Raw genomic sequence first — 12,049 nt, forward strand, 5'->3', positions numbered from 1 at the left:
CCCGCCCCAGGATGACTCAGATCATTCCGCCGCCATCATCGATGCATCGCCGTCGGGCAGATCAGCCGTCAGGAAAGCCGGGAGATCGATGTCGTCGGGCTCGCCCGCATCTTCCCCCTGCCCTTCTCCGACCGCCTCGCCGTCGAACGTCACCAGATCGACCCGGCGCAGGACCTCGGGCAGCCACCCGCTTCCCTTGAGCAGCCGCTCGGCTTCTATGGCCATCTCGCCCTTCTTCAGGTGATCGAGCAGCTGCGCGGTCCCTTCCCCCTTCGCCTCGCGCACGGCCTCGAGGATGCGGGCCTTGGGTACTCGGTTGAGGTAGCCATCGACCGTCGGTTCCCAGCCCGCTTCGACCATGTCGAGATCGACGGCACGCGCCACCAGATCGGCATGGGCCATGCGGCGGGTCAGACCGCTGGCGGAGATGCCCGCACCATAGGGGTTCACCTTCTCATGGAGGGCGTTGATCCCGAAGCTGAGGCAATGCGCCAGAAGCGCCAGACGGCTGCCTTGGTCGAGCAAGGTCAGATAGTCCCAGAGCGCCACATCATCGCCGAGGGGCAGATCAGCTTCCCAATCGGCGTGACGTTCGTCGACGAGCTTTGCCACGACGCTGTCCTTCAGATCGGACGCCTGCGCCGACATGTAGACGTGGCGCACCGAGGCCTCGAGACAACTCCCCGACGCAGAGGAGGTGCGGAAGGTATCCGTCACCAACTTCAGGAGCAGCAGCGTCAGCGCCACGTCCGGCGAGCGCCCGATGGCCTCGCGCAGCGCGAGGGTCCGGTGGGCGGTCAATTCCATGACCAGCCGTTCGGGCAGCGGCTTCATCGCGCCGTCATCGTCCTCCTCGGTCGGATCGGCACCGATTGGCTGCCCGCCCGTCGTGATGACGGTGCCCCCGACCGAAGTCCTGGATTGCTGCCAGCCAGAACCATCGACGTTACCCCCCTGCCCCATGGCATCCGCGCCATCGCCATCCTGGACCGCGGTCTCCTCGCGCGGCTCGTCCTCAGGCCGGACATAGCCGCGATAGACCGCGAGACTGCCGTCCCGATCCAGCGTGACGAAGACGCCCGCGCGCCCGACCTCCGCCGGATCGTAGATCAGCGGCCGCTGCTCAAGCGCTTCCATCGCCATCTCGAGCTGACCGAGCCGCGCGTCGATCTCCTCGGGGTATTCGTCCTGGCCGGAGTATTCCTCTTGCAGCGCGCGATACTCGGCGAGGAGCGCCGCGTGGGCCGCGGTTTCCTCGTCGGTCATCGGTGCCGGATCACCGGCCAGGCGCCGCAGATCATGGCTGTAGCCATAGGGCAGGTCGGTCGCCACCTCGATCCACTTCCAGCCCTCGGCGACCAGCGCCTCGGCTTCAGCCTGGAGCTTCTCGGAGACCAACCGGTCCAGAAGGGCAGGGTCCTCGAGCCAGCCGCCGTCATCGCCCTGGAAGAGATCGCGCAGCACGATACCGCCTGCCGCCTCATAGGCATCGACACCGACAAAGACCGCGCGACGATCAGACGCCCGGACCGAGGTCTCGGTCAGCATGCGCCGGATGGCATAGGGCTCCTTGTTCCACGAGTTCTTCACAGCCTCCCAGACCTGCGCCTGACGCGCATGATCGGGGTTCACCGTGAACGCCATCAGCTGTTCCAGCGTCATGCCATCCTCGGCATAGACCTCGAGCAGGGCAGGGGCCACGGACGCGAGTTTCAGGCGCTGCTTGACGATCTGCGGCGTGACGAAGAAGGCCGCCGCAATCGCTTCCTCGCCCTGACCCTTTTCGCGCAGGGCCTGGAATGCGCGGAACTGGTCGAGCGGGTGCAGGGCAACGCGCTGCATGTTCTCCGCCAGCGAGTCGTCCTCGGCGAGGATCTCCGACGCCGCATCCCGCACGATGCAAGGGATCGGCGCCGACTTCGCCAGCCGCTTCTGCTTCACCAGCAGCGACAGCGCCTGGAAGCGACGACCACCGGCCGGGATCTCGAACATGTCGGTCTCGACCCCATCGACATCGAGCATGGGCCGGACGTTCAAGCCCTGCAGCAGGCCGCGCCGCGCGATGTCTTCGGCCAGTTCTTCGACCGAGACGCCTGCCTTGATGCGCCGCACGTTGGACTGGCTGAGCACGAGCTTATCGAAGGGGATGTCCCGTGAGGGGGACAGGGTGATGTTCTGGGTAACTTTCGCCATCAGATCTTCTCCACGACGGGCGCCGGAAGCCACTCTCCCGATCTCACTTCCCGTCACCCCTCAACCCCCAATCTTTCCCTCTAAGGATCTGTAAGCTCGATTCCGCTAAATGAGTTCACAGCTGTGAACACTGGGGAAAGCTCTCACCCTGCCACGAACAGTTCACAGCTGTGAACTTCACGCAGCAGTCCGCCGGGACATCAGCGCCATGACCATCGGCCCGCAGGAGAATTCGCCCGCCGCTGCCTTCGATGTCAGCGCGCGAAGGTACCCCCCAGGCGATCGGATATCGGAGAAGCGTTCCAAGATGGCGGCCAGGACTATGGACGCCTGCTCCGGACCCATGAACCGCTGCGCTTCTTCCCAGGCGGACGCGCTAATCCCCATGGCGGGCCGGACGTGGCAGGCCGCATCGAAAAGCTGATGCCAGTGTCGGATATCGCCCTGGTAGAAAGTTTTGAGGGAAGGGCAAGCCGCAATCACCAGATGGAGTGGAATCTTTGGCAAACTTCTCGTCTCTGCTTCTTCCACCTCTGCACCGGGCGCCTCGGTATCCTCATCAGGCGCGCCGGCCGCCGCCCCGCCTTTTTCTAAGGCAGGTTCAAGATCGATAGGGTCTGTATTTGAATTATGATAGTGGCGCTCAAAACGGTCATCATTGGTGTTCATTTCTTCTGTTTCAGGGCCATCGATCAGGTTCCGGGCCTTATCCAGGAGAGCTTCAAGTTCGTCACGGCAGGCCGCGAGATCAGCAAGCGACAACTTGCGGCGCAGGGCGCGCGCTGTGAGGGCCGCCGTGTCGCGAAGCTCATCCCAGAAGCCAAAGCCCGGCTGGATCTCCTCTCCAAAGTCCGCGAGGGCCGCGAGATCGCGCCGCATGAGGCTCACAATCTCCCTCAACCGCCTGATACGCTCCTCGGCCTCACGCACGGCCTCTGCAGCTCGTGCAATCTCCTCGGACCGACAGTAAAGAGGCGAGAGGTCAAAGCCGAAAGCCACACGCTCTTCGCCAGTCTTGCGGACATAGCGCTTCCCGTTGGGGCTATCACGCCGCATGAGCAAGCCTGCCTCGACCAAGCGGGCCAGGTGACGACGCATCGTGGAGGCAGGCATACCGTTCAGCCGCTCGCAGATCGCTTTGTTGGAAGGGAAGACGACCATCTCCGCGTTCCCGCCAAGCGCATCATTCGGAAAGAAGCTGAGCAGCCCCTGGAGAACCGTCAGATCGCGCTCGGAAACCTCAAAGGCGACCTGCGCCTTGGACAGCTCGCGAAGGAGCTCCCACTTGTTGACGGGCTTGCCCTGAACGGACGATTCAGGGCGCTCGATCACGCGCAGATGGACGTGCGAGATCGGCCGCATAAACGGCGAAATCGGTGTGTACTCCATGATGTCAATCACGAAGGCATAGAAAAACCGGTCCGCGAATCACATCTGACTTGCGGTTTGCGCGCTGGCCCACTACCTTGAAGGTGCTAAGATCAAAGTTGGGGTCTCGTGGAGCGCAAGCTTTGCGGGACCTTTTCTTTAGCCTGTACCGTGCCTCCTTATTGTTGCTGCTCTACCTGTCTTCATGTCTCGCGTTTCCAGCGGTCATGGAGATCTTCGAGGACGTTCTGCGCACGGGCGTCGAGCCACTGCGCAAAGGCATCGTCCACATTCGTAAGATCCAGCCTAAGCGCCCGAGCCGACCTCTTGATCACTCCCACAGGCGCGCCATCGATCAGAAGGGGCGTCGCTTTTTGTCTCGGCTTCCGGCCAGGAGAAGAACCAGTGTTCCTTTTCACATGACGGACAACGGCCTCAAATGCCGCGACCGAAGGATCAACCTGGGGCTCCTCGTCGGCTTGCTCGCCAGCAGCCGCTTTGCCACGGGCATCAATCGCAACCTGGCAAAGCTCGTCCATGCCCATGGCTGCATTAGACAGGTCCTTCGCCAAGGACTCCCATCTAGGGCGCCCGATGCCATGCGCCGGTCCGATCGCATGGGCCAAGGCAGTCCCGATCGCCTTGGCAACCGAGATCGACATCGAAACCGCAGAACGCGTCACGTTCAGCACTTCGGCAATCTGAGCCTGCGAGCCAAAGGCATTGTCGAGCAGTTCCTGCGCGAAGAGGGAGCGCTCGATGTAGCTGAGGTCGCGCCTTCCAGTGTTCTCGGAAACCTGGGCGCGCAACGCGGCCGTATCGTCCAGGTTCGCGATAAGCGCTCGAACCTTCTTGACCTTGTCGGAGGCACGAATGGCCTCAAGACGTCGGCGTCCATAGACGAGGAGATAGCGATTGGCCTCGGTCGGGTGGCGCCTTACGAGAATGGGGACGGTCTGGCCGTTCTGCTCTATCGACACGCGCAGGTCATGCACATCCTTGGGGTCGAGGCGATCCGAATACCTTTCGTCCTCGATCTCATCTGGATCGAGTTCCCAGACATGATGAGCATCCACAGCATCGCGCGCAGAGCGGAGCGCCCGATTGCTTGACATCATGCTGCCCGGGGCAGGGGGCGTGCCCGCAGCCGCCAAACTGTCGAGCATGGACATACGTTTTTTCTTGGTGTCGGTCATCAGCGCCCCCACGTCTTCTGGATGAGCTGGGCGATCTCATCGTTGACGGCATTCAGGCTTTCGACTGCCCGGTCATAGGTCGTCCGGGTGAAGGCGCTCCGTTCGACCTCGTACAGGGTCTGCTTCGTCAGGCCGGCATCCGATATGGCCGTCGACTTGAGCATCGGAGCGTTCAATACCTTGTCTCCGTACATCGTCCGCAGGAAGGCGACGATGCGGTTCTGTGGTGCATCCGTCGGCTCATAACGGGTCAACAGATAGCGCATCCAGTCATGCGACATGTCGGCTCCGCTATCGGCGATGACATCCATGAGGTCGGCCGTCATTCTGAGGAACTGGCTCATCGACATCACGTCGAGCATCTCGGGATGGATCGTCACAAGAACGCCTGTCGCGGCCGACAGCGCGGACATGGTCAAGAATCCGAGTTGCGGAGGACAGTCGATAACGACGACGTCATACCGATCATCGACCTGCGCAAGTGCCTCCTTCACACGGAAGAAGAACAATCCCGCATTACCGCGAGAAAGTGCCCGGGGCGTCTCGTGCTCAAACTCCATGAGTTCGAGGTTTCCGGGAATCAGGTCCAAGTTCGGTATGTAGGTCTTGCGGATGACCTCTGCTATCGGAACCGGATCTTCATAGCGGATCGCATCATAGAGTGTGCCGCCATCAAGCAGGTCGAACTCCGGCTGAACCCCGTGCAAGGCCGTAAACGATGCCTGCGGATCAAGGTCGATTGCCAGGACACGGTACCCTTTGAGGGCCAACCTTTGCGCAAGATGCGCCGAGGAGGTTGTCTTGCCACTACCACCCTTGAAGTTCATTACGCCAATAACCTGAAGATGATCTCCAGCGCGGCGACCAGGCAGGTAGTCTCCCGGCTTGCGAGCTGTTTTCTCCAACAATATCCGCAAGTTATGGATATCTTCAGCAGAATAATGCCGCCGGTTCCCCGATGTGACCTCTGGCGATGGTCCCTTGCCATCAAGGTGAAGCTTCCTGAGGTATGAGTCGTTGACGCCCAACAGTGCAGCGGCTTCCCCAGAGGTGAATTTGCGCATAGTTTTTGAAGCGTCGGGCGGGAACAGGCTCTCACGCTGCGCATGAAGTTGCGCCGCCAACAACTCTGAGTGCTGGCGGATCACGGCGTTCAGGTCTTCTGGTCTATCGGCTCTGCTCATCTGCCCTCGCGCATCCGTGGCGTGTTCACGGATTTCGGCGTTTAGTCGCCCTTTTCCGTGACTATTGCCGGAGGAGCCAGATTCGCGCAAGCCCTTTCTAAATATAGTGCCAGCCGCTGCCTGACGCACAAGAGTAGCCCAGGCTCGCGGGCAGTCTTGCACATGCAGCCAGAATGATATACATTACTGAACGTATATCCATGCAGGAGGCCACGATGCAGGTCGCGAAATGGGGCAACTCGCTTGCAGTCCGTTTGCCCGCTGAGCTTGTCCGCGAACTTGGCCTCAAGGAAGGCGATCAGATCGACCTGGTCAAGGACGACGGCCAGATCAGAGTCCGTCGTCTGGCGCGCGCGGATGAGGTGCTGACGGGTCTGCGCCGCTTCCGGGGCAAGCTGCCCGCTGCGGAACGCCTGAGCCGCGATGACGCGCATGAGCGCTGAGTTCGCGGACACGAATGTCGTTCTTTACCTGCTCGACGATGGCCCGAAGGCCGATCGCGCCGAGGTTATTCTGGGGCAGGGGCCCCGGATCAGCGTTCAGGTCTTGAACGAGACACTGGTCAACTGCCGCCGCAAGGCAGGCCTGAGTTGGGAGGAAGTAGGGGCGTTTCTTGAAGGCGTGCGCGCTTTGTGTCCCGTCGAAGAGCTGACCCTTCAGACCCATGACGTCGGCCGCGCCTTGGCGGAACGCTACGGCTTCTCGATCTACGACGCCATGATAGTGGCCAGCGCTCTGGTTGCGGGCTGCACCACGCTGTGGAGCGAGGACATGCAAGATGGCCTGCTGGTCGAAGGCCAGCTTCGCATCATCAATCCCTTTACGTGAGCAGACAGTTTCTGAGCATGGCGCCGGTCAAAGCCTTGTAATCCTTCCATGTCGTGGAGGATTTGCAAGGTATCTCGACTACTCAAGCAGCCCCAGCCTCTCGGCCTGCTCCAGCAGCATCTTCACGGATGACGGCTGCCAGCTTGTCCGCCCGCGGGGCGTGCGCTCGCGCATCGCTTCCAGTCTGGTGCAGATCGCCTGAAGCGTGATTTCGGGGTCCGCGCCCTTGATGGCAGCGACGATGGCGGGCAGGCGGTCGTCGGTTTCGCGGCGGCCGGCGCGGTCCAGTACCGTGGGCGGCAGGAAGCCGTCCCGGACATAGGCGTTGACCGCGCGCAAGAGCCGACTCTGCGTCCATTGACGCTCGCGGGGCAGGGGGCCGTTGACGATGCGCAGCACGTCTTCCCAGGCCATGTCGGGCCGCAAGCGGCGCACATGGGGCACCCAGTCCTGGGCCGTCTCGTTCAGCCGCGCCATATAGCCGTCCTGCCGCGCCAGCCGCACCTTGCGCAGCGCTGCCGGATCACGGGCGCGCAGGCCCGGATTTCCGCCAACCCGGCCTTTGGTTTTTGCGCTGGCCAGCCCGGCCTTGGTGCGTTCGCGGATCAGGGCGCGCTCGAACTCGGACGCGGCACCCAGGACCTGCAGTGTGAACTTGCCCTGCGGGGAGGACGTGTCGATCGGGTCCATGAGTGATCGGAAGAATGCGCCCTTCGCCTCCAGCCGTTCGATGACCTCGAGGAGGTGGGAGAGCGACCGCGCCAGACGGTCGATGCGCACCACGACCAGCGTGTCGCCCTTGCCGATGCGTTCCAACACCCGCGCAAGCACCGGTCGCGCACGATTGCCGCCCGAGGCCTGCTCCTCGTGGATCTCGACGCAGCCCGCGGATTTCAGGGCCTGCGACTGGGGCAGGGGGGTCTGATCCTCGGTCGAGACGCGCGCGTAGCCGATCAGGGGCATAAAATCAGGCCATTTGCAGTTTCATATATCAGCAATAAACGACCGTTTCGCAGAGTGGTCAGAGCCCGGCGGCCTTGGTCAGGTTCACGCGGAACCTGTCGCGACGGCGCTGATAACGGCGGGTCATCTCTGCGCTGGCATGACCGAGCTGCTTTTGAACATAGCGCTCATCAACTTCCGCGCTGCTGGCAAGGCCTGCGCGCAGAGAGTGGCCCGAGAAAAGACGGACGCGCTCTGCCTCGGGCAAGTCGGGGCGCAGACCAGCCTTACGGGCGCAGGTCTTGATCAGGCGAGCGACGTGCTTGTCTGACAGCCGTTCTCCCGTAGCTTTCAGGCCGCTTCGCGACGTGGCCACGAAAAGCGGACCGAAGTCGATCCTGGCGTAGTGCAGCCATTGACTCAATGCATGGACCGGACAGGTCTGGTCGGCTGACCCGCGGGCGATCTCGACCTCGCGCCAGCCGGTTTTGCCGCGCAGTGTGATCAGGACCCCATCCTTCAGGATTTCCACCCAGCCGCCCGACTCCGGCGTGTCATCCTTGCCGTGGTCAAGGCTGACGATTTCGGACCGGCGCAAGCCACCGGCAAAGCCGATCAGCAAGATCGCCCGGTCGCGCAGGCCACGCAGGTCGTGGGGCAGGGTGGCGAGCATGTCGCGCAGGTCATCGGGCAGGATCGCCTCTTTCTGTGCGGGCGGCCGGGCGTGCTTGCGGCGGATGCCGGCAAGCACAGAGGCAATGTGGCGATCCTTCCGGTCCAGCCGTTCTCCGCGCTGCGCGTAGCCCCAGGTCAAGCCGGACAGCCGCCGCTCTATAGAGGAGACCGATAGGGCAGGGGCCTTTCCTCCTGGTGCCGCCAGATCGGCGATGTAGAGGCCGATCAGTTGCGGAGACGCGGGCCGGGGATCGGCCCCGCGCATCCGGCACCAGCGCGCGAAGGCGGCCCAGTCTTTGGCATAGGCTTTCAGCGTGTTCTCGGACGTCGCCTGACGCGCATAGTCGCGCGCCGTTTCCACCAGCGTGTCAAGCGTGCCTGAACCAGCGACATGGGAGGGCAGGGCGAAAGCCCCGTCCTCAGGCGCTGCGCTCTCGTCCCATTCGTTGGGATTGGGGCGCTCTGGCTGTTCTGAAGGCGATTTCTGGGGTGTTTCGGTCATATTGCTCAGCATACTCTCTTTATGTCCGATAATGCAAGATTACTGGACACAACCGCGATCCGAAAGATGCGGCGCTATTTTTGCGTCGGGATAGCCAAAAGCGCCGCGACGGAATAGGATGCCCGCATGAGAAAGCCGCGTGCGACATCCCTTGATCCCTTGCCGATGGTGGTCTCGCTGCCGGGTTGGATCAGCGCGACATCCGCCGAAACGATTGAGCTCGGAGCGTTCCACTCGGGGGCGGCTCTGGCGCATCTAAGCCTGGTGACCGCCGCTGGCGCTGTGCCAGAGGCGCTGTGGCGTGATCGGCTGGCGCTGATGGCGGCCGAGGTCTGCGCCGGGATCGCAGGGCGTCGTGAGGGGGCGCGCGGCTTGCGTGATGCCCTGCATCTGACCAAGGCAGGCGATGATCCTGGTCCGGCAGGAAAAGTCCTGCAGCAGTGGTCGCGGGCGGTGGCGCGACCGATTTCGGTGGCCCATCTGGCCAAGGTATTGGAAGGGGTGGCCGGCCCTGAACGGATCGCCCAGTGTCTTGATGCCGCAGGACCGACGCCAGTGGACCGGGCGGCGCAGGTCATCGAGGCCATGCTGACTGACAGCCCGTACACCGAGGTGGCGGCGCTGATCCTCGCCGATGCGGTACTGGCAAAGTCGCTGGGCGGGACGCATGTGTTGCCGCTTCTGTCGCTGTCGCTGAAGGCTCGTGATCTGCGCCTGCGCGGGGACGAGTTACGGTTGGCCTGCTACCGGGCGGTCGCTGTCGGAGTGCGACAGGCCCTGCCTTTGGCGGGGGACCTTGCTCGGGCGGCGGTCCGGTTGCGCGCGGTGGCGCCGAAGCTGCGCTCCAAGGGGGCCGCGCGGGCGGTCGATTTGTTTCTGTCGCGCGATGCATTGGCGCCCTCGGCCCTTGATTTCATGTCGGACCGGGCCGCTCGACGACTGTGCGACCGACTGGTTGCCCTGGGCGCAGTGCAAGAGCTGACGGGGCGCGACACCTTCCGTCTGTACGGGGTCTAGGCATGGGCCGACGCGAAGACTCTGACCTTGACCGCGAGATGGCCGATCTGCCGCCGGAACGCCGCTGGCGTGAATGGATGTGCCGGATCGAGGCCGTGCTGTTCGCCAGTACGAAACCCGTGGCCCGTGAGGATCTGGCGCGGGTGGTGGGGCAGGGGGTCGCGGTGGATTTGCTGATCGCGGATCTGGCGGCGGACTTGGTGGGCCGCCCCTATGATGTGGTGCAGGTGGGCGGCGGATGGATGCTGCGCACCAGGCCCGCCTATGCCCCGGCGATCCGCGCTGCCGCAGATTTGGGAGGGCAGTCCTTGAACCTGTCAGAGTTCGACCTTGCCGTGCTGGCGGCGATTGCGTTTCACCAGCCGATCAGCCGCGACGGGTTGAAGGACATCTTCGGCAAAGAGATCAGCCGTGACCTGATCGGACGGCTGGCGGACCGGGACCTGATCGGCACTGGCCCCCGCGAACCCCGACGCGGCGCGCCATATACCTTTGTCACCACCGAGACCTTCCTTGCCGCATTCGGGATGCAGTCCTTGCGCGATCTGCCAGACCCCGAGCAACTGGAGGATGCCGGACTCGCCGAACCTTGAGAGCGGTCGGGTCGCGTTGTCTTCTTTCCGCGGTTCCGCGCAGGGCCTTTCCCTTCGACGGCGGGTCTTGGGCGTCCTGATGCAGAAGGGGGTATCGTCTGCTGGACACATGCGTCCTGGACCGTGCCAGCCGCCCGGCTGCAAAGCTGAAGAAGGGTGGTCCTCCTTCTGCTCTTCGTGCTTACATCGTGAAGACAAATTCAGGATGATGCGGTGAAATCGGGACGAACAGGCGCCAGGCAACAACGGCCGCAGGCGTGTCTGACTGACCCGCCTGCGGCGCCTTCGTTCTTCCTCTTGGCCTTTACGCTGCGCGCTTCTGATCGGACAGGCGCAATCCCACCGACATCATCCGAAGCGCGTCTTCTGCGGCGCGGCGCAAGAGCTTTTCACCGTCGCGGATGGCCTCTTCCAGCGTGCAGGGACGCTTCAGGATGGATGCGAAGGCCGAGATGCCGTGGTCGAAGGTCTGGTTGACGCCTCGGCCGATGGTGCCTGCAAGGGCAATGGTCGGAACACCCCTTGCCTCGGCGCGCCGACCGACTTCGCAGGGGACCTTGCCGTAGGGGCTTTGTCCGTCAAGACTGCCCTCGGCGGTGATGACAAGATCGGCCTGATCCAGCAGACGGTCGAAGTCCAGATACTGCTGAATGATGTCGAAGCGCGGATGCAGCGTCGCCCCGGCAAAGGCAATCAATCCGGCCCCCACCCCCCCCGAGGCCCCGGCCCCTTGGGCCTGCCCGACATCGTGACCGGTGCTGGCGCGGATCGCGGCGGCCCAGCGGCGCATTGCAGCGTCCAGATCCTCGACCTGGGACGGCGTCGCGCCCTTTTGCGGACCAAAGACTCGCGCCACGCCCTTCGGGCCCAGAAGCATGTTGTGCCAGTTCACGGCAGCGTCGATCTGAACCCGCTTAAGTCGTGGGTCCAGCAACGATGTGTCGATCCGGTGCAGCCAGAGAAGCTCACCCCCGCCCGGCCCGATTTCGGCATCGTCGAAGTCAAGCAAACGCGCGCCCAACGCCTGAGCCAGGCCAGCGCCACCATCGTTGATGCCGCTGTCGCCGCAGCCGATCAGGATGCGGTCCACGCCGGCGTCGAGGGCAGCAAGGATCAGTTCGCCCACACCGTAAGACGTGGTCAGCATCGGATTGCGCCGGTCGCGTGGCACCAGCGACAGGCCAGCGGCGGCGGCCATCTCGATCACGGCAGTGCGCGGGCCGGGGCCACCCATCAGACCGAAAAAGCTGTCGACAGGTGCGCCCACCGGGCCGGTGACGCGGGCGGGAATGATGCGCCCGCCGGTGGCGCGGACCAGTGCCTGCACGGTGCCTTCGCCGCCGTCAACCATCGGGGCGTTCAGGATGCGGGCCTCCGGCATCGCGCGGCGGATGCCCTCCCCGATGGCGCGGGTTACGTCGTCCACCGAAAGCGATTCCTTGAAGCCCGAGGGTGCTACGAGAATGGTCAGGGTCATGGTGGTCTCCATCTGTTTGTGAAGCTGATGTGAAGGAAACGCGACAGGCGCGCGGCTATTCCCGCGCGCCTGTC

At 63.5% G+C, this 12,049-nt stretch carries 11 protein-coding genes; 4 read left to right on the top strand and 7 right to left on the bottom strand.

Annotated features, from left to right (window positions below; translation table 11 throughout):
• Positions 1–21 precede the first annotated feature (21 nt).
• From LX70_RS16790 to repA, 4 genes are all read right to left on the bottom strand, one after another.
• Positions 22–2,193 (bottom strand): ParB/RepB/Spo0J family partition protein, encoded by a 2,172-nt coding sequence (locus LX70_RS16790; RefSeq protein WP_105515962.1) that lies wholly within the window; start codon positions 2,191–2,193, stop codon positions 22–24.
• A gap of 177 nt (positions 2,194–2,370) precedes the next feature.
• Positions 2,371–3,582, bottom strand: coding sequence for a plasmid replication protein RepC (gene repC / locus LX70_RS16795; protein WP_105515963.1), 1,212 nt, complete (start codon positions 3,580–3,582; stop codon positions 2,371–2,373).
• Positions 3,583–3,764: 182 nt separating this feature from the next.
• Complete coding sequence (repB, locus tag LX70_RS16800) at positions 3,765–4,757, bottom strand: plasmid partitioning protein RepB (protein ID WP_105516011.1); 993 nt, start codon at positions 4,755–4,757, stop codon at positions 3,765–3,767.
• Positions 4,757–5,941, bottom strand: a complete 1,185-nt coding sequence (gene repA, locus LX70_RS16805; RefSeq protein WP_023666900.1) for a plasmid partitioning protein RepA — start codon at positions 5,939–5,941, stop codon at positions 4,757–4,759. The genes repB and repA overlap by 1 nt, the downstream gene beginning before the upstream one ends.
• Positions 5,942–6,156: 215 nt before the next feature.
• Between repA and LX70_RS16810 the strand changes: the two genes are divergently transcribed.
• Positions 6,157–6,384, top strand: a complete 228-nt coding sequence (locus tag LX70_RS16810) for an AbrB/MazE/SpoVT family DNA-binding domain-containing protein (protein WP_105516012.1) — start codon at positions 6,157–6,159, stop codon at positions 6,382–6,384.
• The gene (locus LX70_RS16815) at positions 6,374–6,769 is read left to right on the top strand and encodes a PIN domain-containing protein (RefSeq protein ID WP_105515964.1); all 396 of its coding nucleotides are present in this window, start codon (positions 6,374–6,376) and stop codon (positions 6,767–6,769) included. Before LX70_RS16810 ends, LX70_RS16815 begins: the two co-directional genes overlap by 11 nt.
• Positions 6,770–6,847: 78 nt before the next feature.
• Here LX70_RS16815 and LX70_RS16820 read toward each other — a convergent pair whose 3' ends face one another.
• Positions 6,848–7,732 (bottom strand): recombinase family protein, encoded by an 885-nt coding sequence (locus tag LX70_RS16820; protein WP_105515965.1) that lies wholly within the window; start codon positions 7,730–7,732, stop codon positions 6,848–6,850.
• Between the two features lie 58 nt (positions 7,733–7,790).
• Positions 7,791–8,900 (bottom strand): tyrosine-type recombinase/integrase, encoded by a 1,110-nt coding sequence (locus tag LX70_RS16825; protein WP_105515966.1) that lies wholly within the window; start codon positions 8,898–8,900, stop codon positions 7,791–7,793.
• Between the two features lie 114 nt (positions 8,901–9,014).
• Between LX70_RS16825 and LX70_RS16830 the strand changes: the two genes are divergently transcribed.
• Together LX70_RS16830 and scpB are read left to right on the top strand one after the other, a co-directional pair.
• A complete protein-coding gene (locus tag LX70_RS16830) occupies positions 9,015–9,905 on the top strand; it encodes a DUF1403 family protein (RefSeq protein WP_105515967.1) in 891 nt (296 codons plus the stop codon).
• 2 nt (positions 9,906–9,907) lie between these two features.
• Positions 9,908–10,498 carry an SMC-Scp complex subunit ScpB gene (scpB, locus tag LX70_RS16835; RefSeq protein ID WP_105515968.1) on the top strand — a complete coding sequence of 197 codons (591 nt, stop codon included), beginning with the start codon at positions 9,908–9,910 and terminating at the stop codon, positions 10,496–10,498.
• A gap of 304 nt (positions 10,499–10,802) precedes the next feature.
• Here scpB and LX70_RS16840 read toward each other — a convergent pair whose 3' ends face one another.
• Complete coding sequence (locus LX70_RS16840; protein ID WP_105516013.1) at positions 10,803–11,975, bottom strand: glycerate kinase family protein; 1,173 nt, start codon at positions 11,973–11,975, stop codon at positions 10,803–10,805.
• Between the last annotated feature and the right edge of the window lie 74 nt (positions 11,976–12,049).

It is taken from the genome of Albidovulum denitrificans (assembly GCF_002973535.1).
GTDB lineage: Bacteria > Pseudomonadota > Alphaproteobacteria > Rhodobacterales > Rhodobacteraceae > Albidovulum > Albidovulum denitrificans.

What these genes read in the sequence shown, in the direction of transcription:
- LX70_RS16790 (WP_105515962.1), bottom strand. Translation starts at nt 2,193, where the DNA reads ATGGCGAAAGTTACCCAGAACATCACCCTGTCCCCCTCACGGGACATC.
- repC (WP_105515963.1), bottom strand. Translation starts at nt 3,582, where the DNA reads ATGGAGTACACACCGATTTCGCCGTTTATGCGGCCGATCTCGCACGTC.
- repB (WP_105516011.1), bottom strand. Translation starts at nt 4,757, where the DNA reads ATGACCGACACCAAGAAAAAACGTATGTCCATGCTCGACAGTTTGGCG.
- repA (WP_023666900.1), bottom strand. Translation starts at nt 5,941, where the DNA reads ATGAGCAGAGCCGATAGACCAGAAGACCTGAACGCCGTGATCCGCCAG.
- LX70_RS16810 (WP_105516012.1), top strand. Translation starts at nt 6,157, where the DNA reads ATGCAGGTCGCGAAATGGGGCAACTCGCTTGCAGTCCGTTTGCCCGCT.
- LX70_RS16815 (WP_105515964.1), top strand. Translation starts at nt 6,374, where the DNA reads ATGAGCGCTGAGTTCGCGGACACGAATGTCGTTCTTTACCTGCTCGAC.
- LX70_RS16820 (WP_105515965.1), bottom strand. Translation starts at nt 7,732, where the DNA reads ATGCCCCTGATCGGCTACGCGCGCGTCTCGACCGAGGATCAGACCCCC.
- LX70_RS16825 (WP_105515966.1), bottom strand. Translation starts at nt 8,900, where the DNA reads ATGCTGAGCAATATGACCGAAACACCCCAGAAATCGCCTTCAGAACAG.
- LX70_RS16830 (WP_105515967.1), top strand. Translation starts at nt 9,015, where the DNA reads ATGAGAAAGCCGCGTGCGACATCCCTTGATCCCTTGCCGATGGTGGTC.
- scpB (WP_105515968.1), top strand. Translation starts at nt 9,908, where the DNA reads ATGGGCCGACGCGAAGACTCTGACCTTGACCGCGAGATGGCCGATCTG.
- LX70_RS16840 (WP_105516013.1), bottom strand. Translation starts at nt 11,975, where the DNA reads ATGACCCTGACCATTCTCGTAGCACCCTCGGGCTTCAAGGAATCGCTT.